At 68.1% G+C, this 21055-nt stretch carries 18 protein-coding genes and 2 pseudogenes; 11 read left to right on the top strand and 9 right to left on the bottom strand.

The window, feature by feature from the left end; all coding sequences use genetic code 11:
• Window positions 1–83: 83 nt before the first annotated feature.
• Genes ACT89H_RS05870 through ACT89H_RS05855 form a run of 4 tightly spaced genes read right to left on the bottom strand, consistent with a single transcriptional unit; the run spans window position 84 to window position 4078 of the window.
• Window positions 84–902, bottom strand: a complete 819-nt coding sequence (locus ACT89H_RS05870) for a heme ABC transporter ATP-binding protein (RefSeq protein ID WP_445108235.1) — start codon at window positions 900–902, stop codon at window positions 84–86.
• A 55-nt stretch (window positions 903–957) separates the two neighbouring features.
• A complete protein-coding gene (locus ACT89H_RS05865) occupies window positions 958–2049 on the bottom strand; it encodes a FecCD family ABC transporter permease (RefSeq protein ID WP_445107471.1) in 1092 nt (363 codons plus the stop codon).
• Window positions 2046–3098 (bottom strand): heme/hemin ABC transporter substrate-binding protein, encoded by a 1053-nt coding sequence (locus ACT89H_RS05860; RefSeq protein ID WP_445107470.1) that lies wholly within the window; start codon window positions 3096–3098, stop codon window positions 2046–2048. Before ACT89H_RS05860 ends, ACT89H_RS05865 begins: the two co-directional genes overlap by 4 nt.
• Window positions 3099–3118: 20 nt before the next feature.
• Entirely contained in the window at window positions 3119–4078 is a 960-nt protein-coding gene (locus ACT89H_RS05855; RefSeq protein WP_445107469.1) for an aldo/keto reductase, read from the bottom strand.
• Window positions 4079–4356: 278 nt separating this feature from the next.
• On the opposite strand from ACT89H_RS05855, the gene ACT89H_RS05850 reads away from it, so the two are divergent.
• The 7 genes from ACT89H_RS05850 to ACT89H_RS05820 all read left to right on the top strand — a co-directional run bounded on the left by ACT89H_RS05850 (window position 4357) and on the right by ACT89H_RS05820 (window position 10267).
• The gene (locus tag ACT89H_RS05850; protein WP_445108234.1) at window positions 4357–5286 is read left to right on the top strand and encodes an undecaprenyl-diphosphate phosphatase; all 930 of its coding nucleotides are present in this window, start codon (window positions 4357–4359) and stop codon (window positions 5284–5286) included.
• Window positions 5287–5302: 16 nt separating this feature from the next.
• Window positions 5303–6061: a histidine phosphatase family protein gene (locus tag ACT89H_RS05845; protein ID WP_445107468.1), complete on the top strand. Its 759-nt coding sequence runs from the start codon at window positions 5303–5305 to the stop codon at window positions 6059–6061.
• A gap of 71 nt (window positions 6062–6132) precedes the next feature.
• A complete protein-coding gene (locus tag ACT89H_RS05840) occupies window positions 6133–6717 on the top strand; it encodes a DUF3090 domain-containing protein (RefSeq protein WP_445107467.1) in 585 nt (194 codons plus the stop codon).
• A gap of 4 nt (window positions 6718–6721) precedes the next feature.
• Complete coding sequence (locus tag ACT89H_RS05835) at window positions 6722–7531, top strand: SCO1664 family protein (RefSeq protein ID WP_445107466.1); 810 nt, start codon at window positions 6722–6724, stop codon at window positions 7529–7531.
• Between the two features lie 78 nt (window positions 7532–7609).
• Entirely contained in the window at window positions 7610–8032 is a 423-nt protein-coding gene (locus ACT89H_RS05830; protein WP_445107465.1) for a hypothetical protein, read from the top strand.
• 136 nt (window positions 8033–8168) lie between these two features.
• Window positions 8169–9407, top strand: a complete 1239-nt coding sequence (gene mshC, locus ACT89H_RS05825) for a cysteine--1-D-myo-inosityl 2-amino-2-deoxy-alpha-D-glucopyranoside ligase (RefSeq protein ID WP_445107464.1) — start codon at window positions 8169–8171, stop codon at window positions 9405–9407.
• Between the two features lie 311 nt (window positions 9408–9718).
• Entirely contained in the window at window positions 9719–10267 is a 549-nt protein-coding gene (locus ACT89H_RS05820) for a TetR/AcrR family transcriptional regulator (protein ID WP_445107463.1), read from the top strand.
• Window positions 10268–10273: 6 nt separating this feature from the next.
• On the opposite strand, the gene ACT89H_RS05815 is transcribed toward ACT89H_RS05820, so the two are convergent.
• The gene (locus ACT89H_RS05815; protein WP_445107462.1) at window positions 10274–12130 is read right to left on the bottom strand and encodes a Na+/H+ antiporter; all 1857 of its coding nucleotides are present in this window, start codon (window positions 12128–12130) and stop codon (window positions 10274–10276) included.
• Window positions 12131–12257: 127 nt separating this feature from the next.
• Here ACT89H_RS05815 and ACT89H_RS05810 point away from each other — a divergent pair, with 127 nt between their 5' ends.
• Window positions 12258–13160 carry an alpha/beta fold hydrolase gene (locus ACT89H_RS05810; RefSeq protein ID WP_445107461.1) on the top strand — a complete coding sequence of 301 codons (903 nt, stop codon included), beginning with the start codon at window positions 12258–12260 and terminating at the stop codon, window positions 13158–13160.
• 139 nt (window positions 13161–13299) lie between these two features.
• Window positions 13300–14271, top strand: a complete 972-nt coding sequence (locus tag ACT89H_RS05805) for an enoyl-CoA hydratase/isomerase family protein (RefSeq protein WP_445107460.1) — start codon at window positions 13300–13302, stop codon at window positions 14269–14271.
• A 151-nt stretch (window positions 14272–14422) separates the two neighbouring features.
• Here ACT89H_RS05805 and ACT89H_RS05800 read toward each other — a convergent pair.
• The 3 genes and pseudogenes from ACT89H_RS05800 to ACT89H_RS05790 all read right to left on the bottom strand — a co-directional run.
• Window positions 14423–14659: pseudogene (locus ACT89H_RS05800) on the bottom strand (GNAT family N-acetyltransferase); the annotation flags it as partial.
• Window positions 14660–14761: 102 nt separating this feature from the next.
• Window positions 14762–14958 (bottom strand): annotated as a pseudogene (locus tag ACT89H_RS05795) (membrane protein YczE); the annotation flags it as partial.
• Window positions 14959–15123: 165 nt separating this feature from the next.
• A complete protein-coding gene (locus ACT89H_RS05790) occupies window positions 15124–15864 on the bottom strand; it encodes an SDR family oxidoreductase (protein ID WP_445107459.1) in 741 nt (246 codons plus the stop codon).
• A 60-nt stretch (window positions 15865–15924) separates the two neighbouring features.
• Between ACT89H_RS05790 and ACT89H_RS05785 the strand changes: the two genes are divergently transcribed.
• A complete protein-coding gene (locus tag ACT89H_RS05785; RefSeq protein WP_445107458.1) occupies window positions 15925–16569 on the top strand; it encodes a TetR/AcrR family transcriptional regulator in 645 nt (214 codons plus the stop codon).
• A 1744-nt stretch (window positions 16570–18313) separates the two neighbouring features.
• Window positions 18314–19033 (top strand): metal-dependent hydrolase, encoded by a 720-nt coding sequence (locus ACT89H_RS05780; protein ID WP_445107457.1) that lies wholly within the window; start codon window positions 18314–18316, stop codon window positions 19031–19033.
• Between the two features lie 610 nt (window positions 19034–19643).
• On the opposite strand, the gene ACT89H_RS05775 is transcribed toward ACT89H_RS05780, so the two are convergent.
• Window positions 19644–20735, bottom strand: a complete 1092-nt coding sequence (locus ACT89H_RS05775; protein ID WP_445107456.1) for a hypothetical protein — start codon at window positions 20733–20735, stop codon at window positions 19644–19646.
• Window positions 20736–21055: the final 320 nt, after the last annotated feature.

Raw genomic sequence — 21055 nt, 5'->3', positions numbered from 1 at the left:
CCGCTGCCCCCCGACAGCCGAGGCCTTCGGTGCACCGGGCCGGAAAGCGGCAGCCACCGTATCGACCGACGCCACACCCGCCGTCAGCGGCGTACCGGCAGCACCAGTTGCGCGCCGGTGACCGGATGGTCGAGCACTTCGACCGGATGCTGGTAGACCTTGGTGAGCAGCTCGGTGGTCAGCACGTCCCGAGGCGGCCCGTCCGCGGCGATGCAACCGGCATCGAGCACGGCCACCCGATCGGCGTAGGCGGCCGCGACACCGAGATCGTGCAGGACGACGACCACCGCCGCGCCCGCCGCGGCACGCTCGGCAGCCACACCCAGCACCGCCTCCTGGTGGCCGAGGTCCAACGCGGCGGTCGGTTCGTCCAGCAGCAGGGTGGCGGTGTCCTGCGCCAGCACACGCGCCAACGCGACCCGGGCGCGTTCACCACCGGACAGGGTCGGAAACGAGCGCGTGGCCAGATGCGCGACGTCGGTGGCGGCCATCGCGGCGGCGATGTGCTCCTCGTCGTGTGCGCGGCGTTCGGTGCGCACCCACGGCGCACGGCCCATCGCCACCACTTCCCGCGCGGTGAACGGGAACCCGACGGTGTGGGTCTGCGGAAGCACCGCCCGCCGCCGGGCCATGTCCACCGTCGTCCACTGCGCCAACGGCCGTCCGTCGAGTTCCACCGTCCCCTCGCTCGGCGCCAGCTCCCCGGCCAGCGCGGCCAACAGCGTCGACTTCCCGGCACCGTTGGGCCCGACAACAGCCACGACCTGCCCCGCCACCGCCTCGAAATCGACACCGTCGAGTACCCGCCGCGCCTGCCCGCCCCCGCGCCGTTCCACACTCACCCCCGACGCCCGCACGGTCACATCGCCCCGCACCGGCCACCCCGGCACCTCGTGCACCATCCGCACCCTCACCCCACACCTCCGGCGCAGCCACGTGCCACTCGACAAGACCCGGTCACGCCCAGCCTCCGGAACGGGCGCGGGTGCGGCGCAGGAGGTAGAAGAAGACCGGACCACCGATGAGCGAGGTGAGCATGCCCAAAGGAAGGTCGGCGTTGTCGACCAGGGAGCGGGCGGCGACATCGGCGGCCAGCAGCACCACCGCGCCGACGACGGCGCTGAGCGGGATCAGCACCCGGTGGGCGGGACCGACCAGCATCCGCACCAGATGCGGGACGATCAACCCGACGAACAGGATGATGCCGGTGAACGCGACACCGGCGGTGGCGAGGATCGCCACCACCACGATCACGTTGCGCCGCAACCGCTCCACGTCGACACCCAGATGCCGGGCCGCCGACTCCCCGAGCGCCAGCAGATCCAGCCGCGGCGCCAGCAGCACCGCCGCCGCCACCCCGACCGCGGTCAGCGGCGCCACCACACCCACCGACTCCCACGTGGCCCCGTTGAGCGACCCCAACTGCCAGAACACGATCTGATCGCGGGCGGCGGGGGAGGCCACGAACAGCAGCAGCGCGATCAACCCGCCCGCGAACGCGTTGATCGCGACACCGGTCAACACCAACGTGACGACCTCGGTGCGGCCACCCGAACGCGCCAGCAGATACACCAGCAACGTGGTCGCCAGCCCCGCCACGAACGCCGCCGCGGCCACCGACCACGCCGCCACGAACGCCCCGCCCACCACGATCACCGTGCCCGCACCGACCGCCGCCCCCGCCGACACCCCGATCACGCCGGGCTCGGCCAGCGGGTTGGCGAACACACCCTGCAACAACGCACCCGCTGTCGCCAGCGCCGCACCGACCAGCATCGCCAACACCACCCGCGGGAACCGCACCTGCCACAGCGTCACCTCACCGGCGGGATGCGCGGGCATCGGCCCGACCTCCACCCCGATCCGGTGCAACACGCTGCCGGCCACCTCGGCGGGCGTCGTCGGCACCTGCCCGATCGCCGCCGACGCCACCGCCAACACGACCAGCCCCGCCACCGCGACCACGAACACCAGCAACACCCGCGAACGGCCCCGCGACTTCGGCAGCGGCGGCACCGGCGGCCGCGCCGTCGTCTCCGAGATACTCATGCGTGCCCGCTGCCGTACACCGCCGCGCTCAACGCCGCGATCACCCGGCCGGTGTTGGGTCCGAAACTCAACAACACCGCATCCGACATGTCCACCACACGCCGGTCGCGCCCCGCCGGGGTCTGCGCGATCCCCGGCACCTTCTCCAGGCCCTCCACACCACCGACGGACTTCAACCCGTCCGACATCACCAGCAGCACATCCGGCGCCGCACCGATCATGGCCTCACTGGTGATCGCGGTGAACGGCTCTTTCACTCCGGCCACCGCACCCGCGTCCCGTGCCCGCAGCGCCGCGATCAACGCGTCCGCACCCGACCCCGGCCCGGCGAGCATCGTGATCGCCGTCGAGCGCAGATACAGGAAAGCGATGGTCAGCTGCCGGTCCTGCGCGGGCACCGCGGCACTCGCGGCGGCGATCTCGTCGCGGGTGCGCTGCGCCAGCGCCTGCCCCCGATCCGGCACACCCAACGCGGCCGCCACCGCCTCGATCTGCGGCACAACCCCGTCCATCGTGCGTTCCGGATCGAAGTACACGACCGTGACCCCGGCCGCGCGTAACTGCTCACGCACCGCGGGCGCGGCGCTGGTGGTGTCGGTCAAGAACACCGACGGCCGCATCGCCAGCACCGATTCCACGTTCAGCGATCCGTTGCCCCCGGCCACATTCGGCACGTCCCGCACCGCGGGAAACGCCGCCGATGTGCTACGCCCCACCAGCTTCGGCCCCAACCCGAGTGCGTACACGATCTGAGCGAGGGTGCCGTAGCGGTCGACGGCGATGATGCGGGAGGCATCAGTGACGGTGACCTCCGCGCCGTCGAACGAGCGCACCGTCACCGGCAGCGCCGGCGTCGGTTCCGGCCCGATCGGCACCGGGTCCAGATCGGTCAGCGTCGCCGTCGTCGGCCCGTGCCCGCCGTGCGCGGACCCGGCGTCCGCGCCACACCCGACGGCGACCGCCAGCACACTCACCACGAACAACACCGGCACGGCACGCCACCATCCGGCTCGGACTCGGTTCCCACCCCCGGTCACTGCAGTGCTCATGCAGGCAAGGCTAATCTGTGTCACTCGGCGCGTGCACTCACATCGTCCAGGGCCGCGGCGATCGCCCGCGGCAACTCCAGGGTCTCGGCGGCCAGCACGCCGGTGAGCTGCCCGATGTCACGCGCGCCGACGATCATGCTCGCGATGCCCGGCCGGTCACGGATCCAGGCCAGCGCCACCGCCAACGGCGAGGTGCCCAGCCCGTCCGCGGCGGTCACCAGCGCATCCACCACCCGGGTGGCGCGATCGTCGAGACCACTGCGGATCTCCGCCGCGGTCGCCTCGTCGGCGCCCCGCGAATCGGCCGGAACACCGTCGCGATACTTACCGGTCAGGATGCCACCGGCCAGCGGCGCCGAGGCGATCACCCCCACCCCGTGGAACCGCGCGGCGGGCACGACATCGACCTCCGCATCCCGCGCCAGCAGCGAATACGGCGTCTGCGCCGAGGTCACCGGCGCCACCGCGGCCAAGCTGGCCAGCTGCCAGGCCCCGAACCCGCGCACCCCCACGTACCGGACCCGACCCGACCGCACCACCTGCTCCACCGTCGAGGCGACCTCCTCCAGCGGCGTCCGCGGATCCCACACCGCGACATTCCAGATATCCAGATGATCGGTGCCGAACTCCAGCAGCGTGCGGTCCAGCTGCCGCAGCAGCGCCCGCCGCGAGGTGTCCACCGTGACCCGCGCCGCCTCCGGCACACCCGCCGCGGCCGGCCCCCACGGCGCGATCCCCGCACAACCGCTGAGCACCAGCTCGTCGCGGGAGACCAGGTCACCGAGCAACTCGGCCAGGATCCGCTGCGCGGCCCCACCCGCATAGGTGGGGGAGGTGTCCACCAGCGTGCCACCCGCCTCGACGAACGCCACCAGCTGCCCCGCCGCGTCCTCGGCGTCGGTGTGCGCACCCCAGGTATGGGTCGCCAGACCCATCCGCGACACCCGCAGGCCGCTGCGACCCACCGTCCGCTGTTCCATCACCGTGCCCGCACAATCGTCACGGCGCCAAGCCTAGAGTGTGGACACGCGACTCGGCGCCCACCAGCACAGTGGGTCGCGCTTCGGTGCGCGGGAAAACCCGCGACCCGAGCGGTGGCGGCAGCGCAACATCCGGGCACGCTGCCGCCACCTCGACACTGTACTGTCGCTGCGTAATTGGAGAGGTCCTCGGACAGGAACCGACCGACCGCACCAATGCCCAGGTAGGAACGCGTATTTCGCGCGGAAGTGGAGGATGGTTCGTGGTAGGCGAGTCGATGACCTGGGTGCAGGCCTTGGTGCTGGGTCTCGTGCAGGGACTGACAGAGTTCCTACCGATCTCCTCCTCGGCGCATCTGCGCATCGTGTCGTCGGTCTTCTTCGGCGACGACGCGGGCGCCTCGTTCACCGCGGTCACCCAGCTGGGCACCGAAGCCGCGGTACTGGTGTACTTCGCCAAGGACATCTGGCGGATCGTGCTGGCCTGGTTCGCGGGTGTCCGCGAACAGCTGACCACGCGCGGTCGCCCGCAGATTCCCCTGCACGATCAGCCCACCACCAGACTTCCGGTCATCACCGCCGACCACAAGCGCGTTTTCGACGACCGAGCCCAGCGCGACCTCGACTACCGCATCGGCTGGTATGTGATCATCGCCACCATACCGATCGGTGTCCTGGGGTTCCTGCTCAAAGACGAGATCCGCACCGTCGCCCGCAATCTGTGGCTGGTGTCGTTCATGCTGGTCTTCTTCGCCCTGGTCATCGCCGCCGGTGAGCACTTCGGCCGCAAAGAACGCCCGATCGAGCAACTGAGCACCCGCGACGGCCTGGCCATGGGTTTCGCGCAGTGCCTGGCGCTGATCCCCGGTGTCTCCCGCTCGGGCGCCACCTCCACCGCGGGCCTGTTCCTGGGGTTGGAGCGCGAAGCGGCCGTGCGGTTTTCGTTCCTGCTGGCCATCCCCGCCGTCACCGCCTCGGGCCTGTTCAGCCTGCCGGACGCGTTCGAACCCGCTGGTGAGGGCCTCAACGCCAGTGGGCCGCAACTGCTGGTGGCCACCGTGCTGGCGTTCGCGGTCGGCTACGCGTCGGTGGCGTGGCTGCTGCGTTTCGTGGCACGGCATTCGCTCTACTGGTTCGTCGGCTACCGCGTCGCGCTGGGCGCGATCCTGCTGGGTCTGCTGGCGGGTGGGGTGGTCTCGGCGACATGATCGCTAGGCTGACCGCATGACGGTGATCCTGTTGCGGCACGGTGTGTCGACGTCCAACACCGCCCGCACCCTGGCCGGTCGCAGCACCGGCGTCGAGCTCACCGAGCGCGGCGAGGAGCAGGCGAGAGCCATAGCCGAACGATTGGCCGGGCTGCCGATCGAACGAATCGTGCACTCCCCGCTACTGCGCTGCCAACGCACGGTCGCACCGCTGGCGGAAAAGTTCGGGCTGGAACCGGTATTCGACGACCGGCTGCTCGAAGTGGACTACGGCGAGTGGACCGGCCGCCCCATCGCCGAACTGCTCGAGGAACCGCTGTGGAAGGTCGTGCAACGGCACGCCTCCGGCGCGGTGTTCCCCGGCGGGGAGGGGCTGGCACAGGTGCAGGCCCGCGCGGTCGCCGCGATCCGCGAACACGACCGCGCCCTGGCCGAGCAGCACGGCCACGACGCACTGTGGGTGGCGTGCACCCACGGTGACGTGATCAAATCGGTGCTCGCCGACGCCCTTGGCATCCACCTCGACGGATTCCAGCGGATCCTCGTCGAACCCGCCTCGCTCAGCGTCATCCGCTACACCCCGACCGCACCCTACGTGTGGCGGCTCAACGACACCGGCGCCGACCTGTCGGCCCTCGCCGCCACCGGCGGGCAACAGCAGGCCGCGGCGGCGCCGACGCCCGGGGGCGAGGTGACCGGACCGGTCCCCGGTGGCGAACTCGGCAACAGCGCACGTGCGGATAATGGGAATGCGGAGCGACGAGATTCCTTGTAAACAACCGAGCGGTCGTTGTATGGAATCCCCGCGCCGCGGGTAGTCGATCAGGGTCATATCAGGAGGTGCATGTGTCACGCGCAATCCATGTATTCCGCACCCCCGATCGTTTCGTCGCCGGGACCGTCGGTGAGCCGGGCGATCGCGCGTTCTACCTGCAGGCCGTGCAGGAACCGCGCGTGGTCAGCGTGCTGCTGGAAAAGCAGCAGGTCAAGGTGCTCGCCGACCGGATGGGTCTGCTGCTGGACGAGGTCGCGCGCCGCTTCGGCGCCGAAGTGCCCCCGCAGGCCGAAGACGTCACCGACAACGCGCCACTGGTCACCCCGATCGACGCCGAATTCCGCGTCGGCACCATGGGCCTGGGCTGGGACGCCGACGCGGGGGCGGTGGTGGTGGAACTGCTGGCGATCACCGAGACCGAAGTCGACGAGTCGGTGGTGCTCGACGACACCGACGAGGGCCCCGACGCGGTGCGGGTGTTCCTCACCCCGATCCAGGCCCGCGAATTCGCGCTGCGCTCCACCCGGGTGATCGCCGCGGGCCGCCCGCCGTGCCCGCTGTGCGGGGAGCCGCTGTCGGCGCGCGGGCACATGTGCGTGCGCACCAACGGCTACAAACGCGGTGACATCTTCGGCGCGGCCGAACTGGAGGAGTGATTCGGTGGCCGAGACCGGGGACGGATTCCACAGCGGCGAGTTGACCGTGATCGGGCGGGTCAGCACCGCCAGCAACGTCACCCTGGTCTGCGAGGTGAACGACACCGCCACCGGCGGAACACCGCTACGGGTGGTCTACAAACCGATCCGCGGCGAACAACCACTGTGGGACTTCCCCGACGGCACCCTGGCCGGGCGCGAGGTGGCCTCGTATCTGATCTCCGAGGCGATCGGCTGGGGCGTGATCCCCGAAACCATCTTGCGCGACGGCCCTTTCGGCCTCGGCATGGTGCAACGCTGGGTCGTGGGCGCCGACAACCACACCGACCGCGGCGACCGCCTCGACCTGATCGACCTGTGCCCGGCCGGCGCGGTGCCCGACGGCTTCCGCGAAGTGCTGCGCGCGATCGACGACATGGGCCACGAAGTGTCGCTGATCCACGCCGACGATCCGCGGTTGCAGCGCGTGGCCGTGCTGGACATCTTGCTCAACAACGCCGACCGCAAGGGCGGGCACGCCCTGGAAGGACTGGACGGGCAGGTCTACGGCGTCGACCACGGCATCTGCCTGCACACCGACCACAAACTGCGCACGGTGCTGTGGGGCTGGGCCGGGCAGCCCATCGACGACGGACTGATCGCCGACATCACCGCGTTCGCCAAGCAACTACCCGGCGCGTTCGCCGACACGCTCGGCGAACACATCACCGACGCCGAGATCGACGCGTTGATCGAGCGCACCCAGCAGGTGCTCGACAACCCGGTGATGCCGGTGCCACGCACATCGCGGCCCATCCCGTGGCCCGCCTTCTGACCGTCACCGCTGCCACGCGCGGGGTTTCCTGGCACAGTTGAAACTTCGAGCACTCGGCGCGACGACCCGGAGGACGCGATGCCCCACCCCACTCCCGATCGCGCGGCACCGGTGGTGCGGATCGTCGTCGGCGCCCCGACCTACCGCATCGCCTTGCACTACCTACACCTCTACGACAAGAAACCGTTTCCCGACACCGACCTGCACCTCTACGACAACGGCGTCTACTGGCTGAGCTCGGAAGGGGAGAACCACTTCGGCGTCTACGTCCTCACCGAGGGCTCGGTGGACTCCGGGCGGTTCACCATGCGGTTCATCTCGTTGCCTTCCGCGGACTGGGGCGATACCGTCGCCTATCACGAACTCGAGTTCGACGTCGCGCGCGGCGTATTCACCCAGATCGCGCTCGCCGACACCGATCCCGACATCCCGGAACTGGACGGGACCTTCGCGATCACCGCCAACACCGTCACCGATCCCACCCGCGGCGCCGACAGCTGATTCAGCGAAACCGTAATTATTGACATCCCACGATTTCCTGGAAGACGCAGGTCGCGGCGTCCGATCGGACCGCCCGGACGGCCGGGCCACCGGCCCGGGGAACAACGAGCTCGACCAGACCTTTACCCTCGTAAGCATGCAGTCCTGGTCCGATACCGCCCTCCCCACCGTCCCCGGAGCAGGACCGCCGTTGCGGTTGTACGACACCGCCGACCGCCTGGTGCGCCCGGTCACCCCCGGCCCGACCGCCACCATGTACGTCTGCGGCATCACCCCCTACGACGCCACCCACCTCGGGCACGCCGCGACCTACCTGACCTTCGACCTCGTCAACCGGCTGTGGCGCGACGCAGGCCACGACGTGCACTACGTGCAGAACGTCACCGACGTCGACGACCCGCTGTTCGAACGCGCCGCCCGCGACGGCGTGGACTGGCGCGACCTCGGCGCGGCCGAAACCGACCTGTTCCGCGAGGACATGGCCGCACTGCGGGTCGTCCCGCCCCGCGACTACGTCGGCGCCGTCGAATCCGTCGACGAGGTCGTCGAATTCGTGCAGAAACTGCTGGCCTCCGGCGCCGCCTACATCGTCGACGACGCCGAATACCCCGACATCTACTTCCGCGCCGACGCCACCGAGCAGTTCGGATACGAATCTGGCTACGACCGCGCCACCATGGAGCGGCTGTTCGCCGAACGCGGCGGCGACCCGGACCGCCCCGGCAAACGCGACATCATCGACGCGCTGCTGTGGCGCTCGGCGCGTCCCGGCGAACCGTCCTGGCCCGCCCCGTTCGGCCCCGGCCGCCCCGGCTGGCACATCGAGTGTTCGGCGATCGCGTTGAACCGCATCGGCGCCGAATTCGACATCCAGGGCGGCGGCAGTGACCTGATCTACCCCCACCACGAATACTCCGCCGCGCACGCCGAATCGCTCATCGCGGGCCGCCGCTTCGCCCGCCACTACGTCCACGCCGGCCTGATCGGGCTGGACGGGGAAAAGATGTCGAAGTCCCGCGGCAATCTCGTGCTGGTATCCACGCTGCGCCGCGGCGGCGTCGATCCGGCCGCCATCCGCCTGGGCCTGCTGGCCGGGCACTACCGCCAGGACCGGATGTGGACCGATGCCCTGCTCGAGCAGGCACAGCGGCGCCTGGAGCTGTGGCGCGAGGCCGCCGCGCTGCCCGCCGGCCCGTCGGCCACCGATGTCGTCGCCCGGCTGCGCCAGCACCTGGCCGACGATCTGGACACCCCCAAGGCGCTCGACGCGATCGACAACTGGGCTCGCCAAGCGCTGGACTACGGCGGCCAGGACGCCGACGCGCCCGCGTTGATCGCCACCGCCGTCGACGCACTACTGGGCGTTCTCCTGTAACCGATCCCTTGCCCGCATCTGCTGCACACGGTGGTGCGGCGGCTGCGCGACGCCTCGGTCCGGCACTGTTCGTGCCGAGTCATCACGACAAACGGTCGACGGCGCGGCGATCGCCCCGCCGCCGGCAGCAGCCGCGACGAATCGGGACTCCGCTCGGCGGACCGGGCGGGCGTCAAATATTGCAGCAGGTGACAGGTACCGAAGCGTCTTCCCGGCGTACGCATCGGTACTTCCCGTGCACGGTCCGAGCGACACTAGGATGAGGTACTGTTCGGTCCCTTCCCTGACCGAACGCAGAGAACGGCGCACGCATGTCACGAATGGTCACCAAGGATCAGTACTTCGACACCGGCTTGGAAGTGCTCGCCGAACTCGGCTTCAAAGGTCTCACCATCGGCGTGCTGTGCCGCCGGCTCGGCGTCACCAGCGGATCCTTCTACCACCACTTCGGCAGCTGGCAAGGATTCGTCGACGCCTTGCTCGAACACTGGGAGAACCGCCAGGTGCGCATCCTGGGCACCATGCCGTTCAACCAGGGCAACCCCGACAACGACATCCGCGCCCTGTCCGACCTCGCCGCCGGACTGCACCACACCGCCGAAGCCGCCATCCGCGCCTGGGCGGCTAACGACGAATCGGTCAACCTCGCACTCAAACGCGTCGACGAATCCCGCAGGCGCACCGTACACAAAGCCATCAAGGGCATCGTCGGCGACGACGACACCGCCGCCGTGGTCACCGCACTCGGCATGGCGATGCTCGTCGGCTACCAGCAGATCGCCGCGGGCGGGGAAAACCTCTCACTGGACCAACTGCTGGCCGAGTACGCGCGCCTGATCTACTCCCACGCCCAGCGCTGACCCCCGTCAACCGAGCAACTCGTCGACATAACACCAGCGCCACGCCTCACCAGGCTCCACACTACGCATCACCGGATGCCCGCTGGCGGCGTAATGCTTGCTCGCATGATTGCCCGGAGAAGAATCGCAGCACGCGACATGCCCGCATGACAAGCACATCCGCAGATGCACCCACGCCAGCCCTTCGGCGACGCATTCGGCGCATTCGTCCGGCCCGCCGTGCGCACGCACCAACGGCGCATCCCGCAGATGCCCGCACGCGTCGTCGGCCCCGGCCGCGGCCAGCGGCTCGACCCGTTCTTCCTCGGTCTCGTCGTAGCGATCGATAATCGACTCCTCGAGATCCAACTGCGCCAGCACATGCTGCAGGACCTCGTAGTCGACAGTGCCCGAATCCCGCACCCGCAACACGGTTTCGCGTTCGGCCCGCAACATCGCCAACCGCAGCCGCCGGTACTCCGCGGTCGGTGTCACCAGCTCCGACTCCGCCCGCCCCAACCGCTCCCAAGCGGCGTTGGTCTTCCACAACACGCGATCACGCAACATCTGCACCACCCCCGGCGGCGTCTCCGGCGTAGCCTCCCGCTCCAGAACCGCCAAACCGGCCGCAGTGGCCTGCTGCAACACGTTGGCCTTCTGCAACGCATCCTCGGCGCGACTCGGCGCCCGCAACCGCAGCCACCGCACCAGCCACGGCAACGACGTCCCCTGCACCAGCAGCGTTCCCGCCACCACCACCAGCGCCAGCAGACGCAGCACCGCCAGCAACGGCGTCCCCTCGGGCAGCAAAAACACCGCCGCCAACGTCACCACACCCCGCATCCCCGCCCACGACACCACGACCAGATGGCTCACCGGCACCGCCCTGCCACCACCGAGACTGCGCGACAACAACGACGACCCGAACACCCACACCGGACGCGCCAACATCGTCACGGCCAGCACCGCCAACGCCGACAACAGCAGCGCGGCGTGATCGAGCTCGCTGTGCCAAGCACCCTCCACGATGCCGCGCACCTGTAACCCGATCAGCGCGAACACCGCGCTCTCCAGAATGAACTGGATCGTGCGCCAATTGATGCGTTCGGCGATCCGCGACGCCGCGCTCTGCCACGCCGGCGCATTGTGCCCGAGGATCATCCCGCACACCACCACCGCGATCACTCCCGAGGCATGAATGCCCTCGGCGGGCAGATACGCCGCGAACGGCGCCAGGAACGACAGCGTCGTGTCCAGCACCGGATCGGTGATCCGCCGCCGCAGCATCGCCAGCAGGTAGGCAACCACCACCCCCACCGCCGCGCCACCACCGGCCGCCAACAGGAAATCGGCCCCCGCCGCCCACACCGACACCGAGCCCACCACCGCGGCCAACGCCGTCCGCAACGCCACCAGCGCGGTCGCATCGTTGAACAGCGACTCGTCCTCCAAAATCGTCACGACCCGCCGCGGCATCCCGATCCGCCGCGCCACCGCCGTTGCGGCCACCGCATCCGGCGGAGCCACCACCGCACCCAACGCGACAGCGACCGCGAACGGCACCGGCAGCAGCCACCACACCACCACCGCCACCGCGAACGTCGTGAACAACACCAACCCCACCGACAACAACCCGATCGTGCCCACATTCGCCCGGAAATCCACCAACGACGTACGGATCGCGGCGGTATACAGCAAAGGAGGAAGAAAACCGAGCAGAATGATCTCCGGCTCCACATGGATCTCCGGCACGAACGGCAGATACGACGCCGCCACCCCGCCCACTGTCAGTACCAGCGGTTCGGAGACCCCGAACCGACGCGCCAACGCCGCCAACGCGGCCGCCGACGCGACGAGAACAACCAGGCCGATCGCGACATGCACGGTGAAATTCTCGCAGAGCCCCGACCGGCCGCCGCCCCGCGCAGTAGATGACACGTACACGGCCGACCGAACTACTGCCGCCCCGGCGCACACACGCGCCATGCTTGTCGAGCACAAGGAGGTAGACATGGAGGAGTTCGCGTCCTGGCGGACAAACGGACGACACCACACCCACCGCGGCCACCAGATCTTCTGGCGCGACGCAGGCGCAGGCACCGACGGGACACTGGTGTGCATCCACGGATTTCCCACCGCATCCTGGGACTGGCATCGGATCTGGTTCGGCCTGTGCGAACGATTCGCCCGCGTCATCGCCCCCGACATGATCGGCTTCGGCTGGTCGGCCAAACCCCGCCACTACGACTACCGCATCACCGACCAAGCCGACCTCCACGAAAACCTGCTCCGGGAACAAGGCATCGGCCGATTCCACATCCTCGCCCACGACTACGGCGACACCGTCGCCCAGGAACTCCTGGCACGCGACGCCGAACGCCGCGCCGCCGGCAACGAATCCCTGGTGATCGAATCGGTGTTCCTGCTCAACGGCGGCCTGTTCCCCGAAGCCCACCGCCCCCGCACCGCACAACGACTGCTGGCAAGCCCGCTCGGCCCGCTCGTCGGCGTCCTCGGCAGCGAACGCACCTTCCACCACAGCCTCGCCGCGGTTTTCGGACCCGACACCAAACCCACCGACATCGAACTACACCAGTTCTGGCTGCTGTGGTGCAGCAAGCATGGAAAACGCAACGGCCACAAGCTGATCCGCTACATGGCCGAACGCCGCAAGCAGCGGCGGCGCTGGGTGGGCGCACTACAGCAAGCCCAGGTTCCGATCCGGTTCGTCAACGGCGTCACCGACCCCGTCTCCGGCGGCCACATGGCGCGCCGCTACCGCGAACTGATCACCACCCCCGATGTCGTCGAACTGCCGCGAATCGGCCACTACCCGCAACTGGAAGCACCCGCCCAGACCCTCGAGGCACTCATGGAATTCCACGACACCCGCGTCCACAAACCCACCGCTTGACCACCACCCGAGCACGTTCCCGATCGCGCCGAAAACATTAGGGTGTAGCAGGCAACCGCGCCCGGACAATCATCGAAAACAACTCGCGCGAAACAGTTCTCACGCCCCAACCGCCGACACCGCACCGAAGGAGCCGCCGATGTTCGCCGCCGACCTACCGCTGGAAACCATCGAACTCGACCAGACCGGACGAGTACTCACCGCGCGGATCGTCGCACCCCCGGTCAATTTCGTCACCACCACCGTCGTCCGCGACCTCGACACCCTCACCACCACGGTCGACACCGACGACACCGTCGGCGCGGTCGTGCTCACCGGAGGACTACCCGGCCGCTTCCTCACCCACGCCGACCCCGCCGCACTCGGCGGCATGATCGACAAGCCACGCCCCTTCGTCCCCGCCCGCACCGCCGCACCGTTCCTACGCGCCGCCGCGGCTTTCCTGCACGTACCCGGCGCCACCGACCTCGTCGAACGCCACGGCGGCAGCCTCGGCGCCGGCCTGGTGTGGGGCTACCGCTGGAAACGCACCACCCTCCGGATGAACCGCTCCGGCGTCGCCTACCTCGCCGCCATCAACGGCCCCGCACTCGGCGGCGGACACGAGATCGCGCTCGCCTGCGACCTGCGCTACGCCGCCGACGCCGACCACGTGCGCCTGGGCCAGATCGAAACGCTGGCCAACCTCATCCCCGGCGGCGGCGCCACCCAACGCCTCACCCGCCTGCTCGGCGCCGCCAAAGCCATCGAGATCACCCTCGAAGGCACACCCTTCACCGCCCGAGAAGCGCTACGCCTGGGCCTGGTGCACCGCCTGCTGTCCACCGAGGACCTGCTCGCCGAGACCCAAGCCACCGCGGCACGACTGGCCGCCCGCAACCCGGTCGCCGTCGCCGAACTCAAACGCGCCGTCTACTTCGGCTCCGACAAATCCCTCTCCCGCGGCCTGGACGCCGAACAAGCCGGATTCGTCTCCGTCGGCACCACCGCCGCGGCCGCCCGCACCACCAAAGCCTTCTTCGAAGACCTCGATCGCCTCGAAGACACCCCATTCCTCGCCGACCCCCAACCTTGGCTGGACGGCACCCGCGTCGACCAGGTCAGCAAGTGAAACCCCGCATTCGGTCGCCGCACCGATGACCACGTGCTGCGCCTGAATCGGCCCGAACGACGAACCCAACCGGCCTCTGAAACCGAAATTTCACCTTCTGCCTGACCGCTTACCCGCAGGCTATCGGGGACAGCACGTCGCGTGCAGCTCTCTACGCCGAGCGGATGCGTGCATGCACGTGCATGTCATGCCAGCCGTCCGCGTGCAAACCGGCGCTGCGCCGGACACCCTCCGGCGCGAATCCCGCCTTCACCGCCGCACGACACGACGGCAGATTACGCACCGAATGCGACACCTCCAGCCGATGAAGCCCCACCTCGAACGCCCACTGGGTCACCACCTCGACCGCAGCAGGCGTGACACCGCGCCCCCGCCAGCCCGGAGCGGTCCAGTACGCGAGTCACACGCAACCACTTCCCGACCTCGACCGAGATCGTCACAGTGCCGACCGCCGTGAACTCGGGCATCACAGGGGAGTAGGGCCGCCAAGCTACGCGGCCGGGAGCTCCGCGGCACCACCGAGGGCAGGCACCGGCTTCGGTGCGGAACCAGGCAGGAACCGGTTCACCGCGGGGAATCATGCAGGTGGATCAGCGGGCCGATCCCGAAGGCGTACACCAGTGTTCCGATGCCGACACTGCCGCCGAGCACCAACCCCGTCACCAGCACCATCACCTCGATCACCGTCCACCAGCCGGAGTGGTCGCCCGAGTATCTGATCGGGTCGTGGACGCTGATCGGCAAGAACGACCGGCGGTTGGTGGGCAACAAATCGGGAGCTACCAGGCGCGGGTTCGCCGTTTCAGCGTTGCGGGTAGTCCCAGTCGCGATCCTTGCCCATGTGCGGTTTGCTCAGCCCTGCCGAGTCGGTCGAATGGTCAGGTCACCGATTTCGACGTCGTGGGGTTGGTCGATCGCGAATGCGATTGCCCGAGCCACTGCGGTGGGGTCGATACCGAGTTCGGCCATGTTCTGCCTGGCCTGCTCACGTACGGCTGGATCGTCGACCGCGTTGTCGATGAGTTCGGTGCGCACGTAGCCGGGAGAGATCGACGTCGTGCGTAGAATCCCGTCGGTGCTCTCCTGACGCAGCCCTTCCAGGAGAGTGCGGACCGCGTTCTTCGTCCCGGCGTACACCGCTTGTGTGGGAACGATCTTCAGACCGGAGGTTGAGACGACGGTGACGAGGTGGCCGCTGCCCTGCTGGCGGAACACCGGCAGGGCAGCGGCGATGCCGTGCAGGAGCCCTTTGACGTTCACCTCCACCATCGCCGACCAGCCCGCGACGTCCAGGTCGGCAACGGGGCCGATCCTGCTGATCCCGGCGTTGTTCACCAGAACATCCAGCCGCCCGAAGCGTTCGATGGCGAGGGTGACGAGCGACTGGAGGTCGGCGGGATCGGTGACGTCCACCCTTGTGGCGGCTGCCTCGCCGCCAGCGGCTTCGATCTCGGCAACCAGACGGTCCAGCCGGTCGGTGCGGCGGGCACCGAGCGCGACGGCCGCACCGAGTGATGCGAGATGACGAGCTGTCGCTTCACCGATTCCGCTGCTGGCACCGGTGATGGCGACGACTTTGCCGTGGATGGCCATGAGGATCCCTCCGCCTAGAATGGACATATGTCCGGTTACATCGACCATACTAGCGGACACATGTCCGCTTCTGTCAAGAGCGGCCCAACACGACGTGCGGACGCACAACGCAACCGCGAACGGATCCTCCAGGCGGCCCGCGAACTCGTGCACCAGCCGGGAGAGCTGAAGCTCAACGCAGTCGCGAAAGCCTGCGGTATCGGTCAGGGCACGCTGTATCGGCACTTCCCGACCCGCGAGGACCTCCTCACCGAGGTGTACCGACGCGAGATGGACGAGCTGGTCGCAGCGGCTGCACACCTGCTCGAGACCCATGGGCCGCTGGATGCGCTGGCGGCGTGGTTCGACCGCGTGGCTGCCTACGCCCGGGTCAAGCGCGACGTATTCGCTGCCGTCGAGGCCGCGACATGGCGTGACCTCGCCGCCCACAGCCTCGGCCCGATCGGTGACGCCGTGGAACTGCTGCTGGCCGCTGGTCGCTCGGCCGGCGAAGTCCGCGCCGACGCCGAAGCCCGCGATGTCATCGTGCTCATCAGCTGGCTGTCGCGACTGGACGACGCCGAACTCGATGCGCGCGCACCCCGGTTGCTGTCGATCCTCATCGACGGTCTCCGCGCAAACCACCCCCCGGCCACCCACAACCAGCGCCGATCACCGATCACCGGACTGCATGACACAGCCATCGGAGGGTTGCCGCTCGGCTGAACTCACCACACATCGTCACTGTCCTGATCCACCGAGACCTGCCGCTAGTCTCGACAAACCCTATCTAGTAAATTTCCAAGAATTGTCAACCACACGGCAGCCATACCGTCATCAGCGCTCGCCGGTTCAGCATGGCAACGACGGCAAGATCGGCCAGGTACAGCACACTACGGCCAGGCAGTGCGACGAACCAGATCCACGGATCCACGCCGTGATCGCCGCCTACGAACCGGGATTCGTCACCACATGACGGCCATCCCGAATGCGTATCCACCTGTTTTACTACCCTAATTCGTCACAGTGACGTAATTTGCTCGGAGGGGCCCGGAGGAGGGGAGTGGCTCATCATAGACCCACGCTCGCGACATCCAGCTACAGCCACTTCCGGATCCAATCCACGCATTCCGCTGATCGTGAACCCGCACAAGAGTGCAGTGGCAGCAGAGTGCCGGCTGATCGCACCGACCCGGATAGAACAAGGAGGCATCTAGTTGACATAACGCGTATCGGCAACCTTCGTCCGTGCATAACTATGCGCACCACCACGCATAGATCGACCACCGACTCGCATCTCCCGAAACATCTCACCAGACGCAGCTTTCGAGCTGTTCTCGCCATGGGACCCGACAGCAACGAATCCAGTGCGACACCAGCCACCAAGCCACCCGAAATTACGCCGATAATCAATATTATGTCAATTAGAGGGTGTCGACGGCGCTCCTCCGGGTGTCCACAGACTCGTCTACCGGCCACAGGTGTGCGTATCGGACCGGCCGAGCATCGTGGCGTGCGATTGCGTCAACGGTCGACATGCCGCAACGGGGAAAACGGGGATGCTCTACACCGCGCGAGATCGGACGTACTGATACGTACCGCCCGAGCCACCAGCTCCGCGCCGGCCAGATGGGCGTCTCGCCGACCGCGTGCCCTCAGCTTCGAGCCGGCGGAAGGGTTGCCACTCCCCCTGGTTCCCTGATCGGTCCCACTGGCCCCAGGTTGCCGCGTGCGGCAGTCCACGTTGAGACCTTTGTTCCTGGGCTCAACCCCGAAATATCTGCCTGCGCAGGGGAATCTGATCCGCACTGCGGCGGCCCATATCGCACTCGGTGGCGATGCCGAACTCGGCGACCGCGGAGCGGGCGGCCTCGATGCGCTCGAGTACTCCCGCACGGCAATCGCCAGCGCATACCAGGCCCAGGTGCAAGGCTTCTCGACCGCCCCGAGGTCCGCCATCACCTGCGAACTACTCGTTCTTGCCACGAATTACCCGGCACCGGAAAGCCCGCCTCGGCTCCGGCGCTGGCCCGCACCGATCACCCCTACACCATCGATCACGCCGCTGCCTGCCGAATATCGGGGCGACAGCGACCGAGGCTCCCTGGGCGCTCTCCGCTGTCGCGATGAGTAGCTGTTCCCGGCTTCTACGGTGTCTTGGTCGGGATTGGGTTTGGTTGTTTCGAGAGTCTTTGCCGGGGCAAGATTTATGTATACATGCGCAAAGGAACATATCGCAATTTTAGCTTCATGCATCGAGCACCTCGAACCACCAGACTAGTTCGCACCTCCACGGCTCCGCGGTTCCGATATCCCTCGCCCCCAACGCTTTCGGCACTCTCAACAGCACTTACCCACACTCCCCTACCCCATTACCGCACGAGCCCGGAAGACAGGCCCAGGTCCGTCTCGGCTTTTCGCCTCGCGCAAGGACATTCGCATACCGACAGGAAGCTGAACTAACGTTCGAATGGTGCTTGGACATTCACATGCGACCAGTGGCGCGTTGGCCTGGTCGGCGGCGGCGACGACGCTGCCGGTCACGATCTTGACGTTTCCGGCTGTACAGAATGCGACGGGACATCTCGGCACCGTCGATCTACTGCTGGGGGTCTTCCTGACCGCAGGCGCCGCACTGCTGCCCGATGCGGACCATCCCGACGGGACTATCTCCCACGCCTTGGGTCCGATCACACACACCGCGTGCAAGCTCATCTCGTGGGTATCCGGCGGCCATCGCGGCGCCACCCACTCCTTGGCGTTCGTCGCGGCCGTCGCCTACGGCACCTGGGCCGGCGAGCACTGGCTCGGCCGCTGGTTCACTCTCGGCCTGGTGTTCTTCCTTCTGGCTCTGGCCGTGCGCGCGCTGCATCTGTGCCCGTCCGGCAACAGCTTCCAGGCATGGGGACCGATCGTCGTACTCGCCGCCGCGGGCACATTCACGATGGAACATTGGATCGCCGACAAGCCGGTTTGGCTACCGTTCGCGGTCGGGCTGGGCGCGCTGGCCCATCTCCTCGGTGACTGTCTCACCGAGCGCGGCTGCCGACTGTTCTGGCCATTCGCCCTCCGAGTCAGCTTTCCCGTCATTGAACGCACCGGGAACAAGGTCGAAACCTTCATCGTGGCACCCGTGTTTACGGTCGGTACGCTGGCCATTCTTTGGTACACCATCACGTACCGGCCCTGACATCTGGACGCCGCCGCCCGGACTGCCGGAAAGCGGCGCGGCGATCACCCCTACAGGCAACCGGGCAACAAAGCGAGACCGCTCGGCTTATGCAGGTGTGTCGCTGATCGCTCCCCTCTCGCCCTTCTTTGCTGTTTTTGTTCGTCGGGTCTGAGCGTAACGGCCGGATAGGAAAAAAATTCGTAGATGCGCATATCTACGTAAGAGCATGTTGCCGACTCCTGGGGCAGCGACCGCTTCGGCGCACGCGGCTCCCCGCCCGGCACGCCAAATCCGCAGTACCCGAACCCCTTCCCGAGATCCGGGATTCTCGATTGCCCGGCACCGGCCCGGAGGATGTCGTCCCCTCCCCCGACGGCAGGATGATCGCAGGCGTCGAAGGCGATGCGATCCGACGATGCGATCCTCAGCATCGATTCCGCCGACCGGCGTTACGCGGATGCCGGAGGCGCTCGGTCCGCACGCTGACGGGCGCGTCCTGATCTGCGCTTTCGCGCCGGGACTGCTGGAGCCGGACGCCGAAAGTGTGCCCGACCGGGCTGGTCAACGAGATCGATGGTGAGCGTTCACGCTGGGCGCGACGGGGGCGTTGCCCTGCCCCGCCCAGCTTTCAGAGGAGGTCTTCGGGGTCCGCGTCGGCTTCGAGACGCACATCTTCGGCGAACTGGGTTTCGGCGTCGTCGTACTCGGTGTGAGCGGCGTAGAGCAGCAAGCAGCCGCGGATGCCGTCGAGGAGATCTTCCAAGAGATCGAGGGCGGGACGGGCAGGGTCGAGGCGGCTGATACGGAAGCCGGTGAGCATTGCTTCGCGAGTGTCGGCGTCGACGCCGAACCGGTGGGCCTGGGCTTCGATGTCGGCGACGCGGGCGACGAGGCTCCAGGGGGCCGGGACGCGGCCTTCGTGGACAGCCATCGCCTCGGCGATCAGGTCGAGCACGACTTCGGTAGGGGTGTCGCCCGCGGCGAGTCGTTCGAGGACGAGGGTGGGGGTCTCGACTTGGAGTGCTTCGATCTCGTCGGCTTCGGCGACGACATCGGTGGTGGGTATGTTCGCGGCCTCGCCGGCGACTTCGGCAGCGGCGTAGAGCCAGTGTGCGGCGGCGACGGAGGCAGAGGCGGGGTCGAGTTCGGTGAACAGTTCGATGCTGCCGAGTGGGTCGGCGCGCAGGAGCGCATCGGCGGCGTGGACCTGGGCCGGGGATACGTCGGGGCGGGACAGTTCGACGGCTTGACGGGCGCGGCCGGAGAGGTCGCCGCGTTCGGCGGATTCGATGGCTTCCTGCTCGGTGCGAACCTCGGCGGCGATAGTCTCGAGCAGGGCGGTGTCGCCGATCTCGTGCAGGGTGCGTCCGATGCGGTGGGCGGATTCGACGACTCCGCTGTAGGAGACGAGCAGTCCTTCTTCGGTGGGTAGGTTGGGGCTGCGCAGGCCCGGTTCGACTTCTTTGAAGTTGCGGCGTTCCTCGGCGCGCCGCCATGCTTCGCTGTTGGGGACGTCGGGGTCGCCCGCGGCGCTGGCCGGGCGGGTGTAGGTGCGCCATTGGAACCGCGAGAGGGTGGTGAGGTTCGACGCCAGATCGGTTGCCTGGTCCGTGGTCACCTGCGGGGGCAGGGTGGCCACCGTCTGGGCGAGGTCGCCTCGTCCGGTCGCCCAGATGGCGACGAGGGCGGCGCGGTCGGCGTCGAATGCGTATCTGGTCACCTGGGCAAGTCTGGTCGATCAGCGGCGGATGCGCTCGGTCAATTTATTCGCTTGTGTGATGTTGTGCGGCGTTTCCCAGGGACGCGCTGGGCGGATGAGGCTGTGACTGCCGATCATGGTGCCCCGGGGTCGGGCCTTCGGCGGCTGAGGAGGCGAGAACAACGGTGGCGGAGCCGAATACCGCGGAGACGAATACCGCGGAGCCGAATACCGCGGAGCCGAATACCGCGGAGCCGAATACCGCGGAGCCGGCGAGGCCGGCGGAGGATGGCTCGCCCGGCTGAGGTGGATGAGTTGCGGGCGGCGACGGTGGTGTTGGC

It is taken from the genome of Nocardia aegles, assembly GCF_052545135.1.
Note: the sequence above shows the minus strand (reverse complement) of the source record. Positions and strands in the feature narration are given on the sequence as shown.

Excerpts from the sequence above, each read along its gene's own strand:
- ACT89H_RS05870 (WP_445108235.1), bottom strand. The coding sequence starts at position 902 with ATGGTGCACGAGGTGCCGGGGTGGCCGGTGCGGGGCGATGTGACCGTG.
- ACT89H_RS05865 (WP_445107471.1), bottom strand. The coding sequence starts at position 2,049 with ATGAGTATCTCGGAGACGACGGCGCGGCCGCCGGTGCCGCCGCTGCCG.
- ACT89H_RS05860 (WP_445107470.1), bottom strand. The coding sequence starts at position 3,098 with ATGAGCACTGCAGTGACCGGGGGTGGGAACCGAGTCCGAGCCGGATGG.
- ACT89H_RS05855 (WP_445107469.1), bottom strand. The coding sequence starts at position 4,078 with ATGGAACAGCGGACGGTGGGTCGCAGCGGCCTGCGGGTGTCGCGGATG.
- ACT89H_RS05850 (WP_445108234.1), top strand. The coding sequence starts at position 4,357 with ATGACCTGGGTGCAGGCCTTGGTGCTGGGTCTCGTGCAGGGACTGACA.
- ACT89H_RS05845 (WP_445107468.1), top strand. The coding sequence starts at position 5,303 with ATGACGGTGATCCTGTTGCGGCACGGTGTGTCGACGTCCAACACCGCC.
- ACT89H_RS05830 (WP_445107465.1), top strand. The coding sequence starts at position 7,610 with ATGCCCCACCCCACTCCCGATCGCGCGGCACCGGTGGTGCGGATCGTC.
- mshC (WP_445107464.1), top strand. The coding sequence starts at position 8,169 with ATGCAGTCCTGGTCCGATACCGCCCTCCCCACCGTCCCCGGAGCAGGA.
- ACT89H_RS05820 (WP_445107463.1), top strand. The coding sequence starts at position 9,719 with ATGTCACGAATGGTCACCAAGGATCAGTACTTCGACACCGGCTTGGAA.
- ACT89H_RS05810 (WP_445107461.1), top strand. The coding sequence starts at position 12,258 with ATGGAGGAGTTCGCGTCCTGGCGGACAAACGGACGACACCACACCCAC.
- ACT89H_RS05805 (WP_445107460.1), top strand. The coding sequence starts at position 13,300 with ATGTTCGCCGCCGACCTACCGCTGGAAACCATCGAACTCGACCAGACC.
- ACT89H_RS05790 (WP_445107459.1), bottom strand. The coding sequence starts at position 15,864 with ATGGCCATCCACGGCAAAGTCGTCGCCATCACCGGTGCCAGCAGCGGA.
- ACT89H_RS05785 (WP_445107458.1), top strand. The coding sequence starts at position 15,925 with ATGTCCGCTTCTGTCAAGAGCGGCCCAACACGACGTGCGGACGCACAA.
- ACT89H_RS05780 (WP_445107457.1), top strand. The coding sequence starts at position 18,314 with ATGGTGCTTGGACATTCACATGCGACCAGTGGCGCGTTGGCCTGGTCG.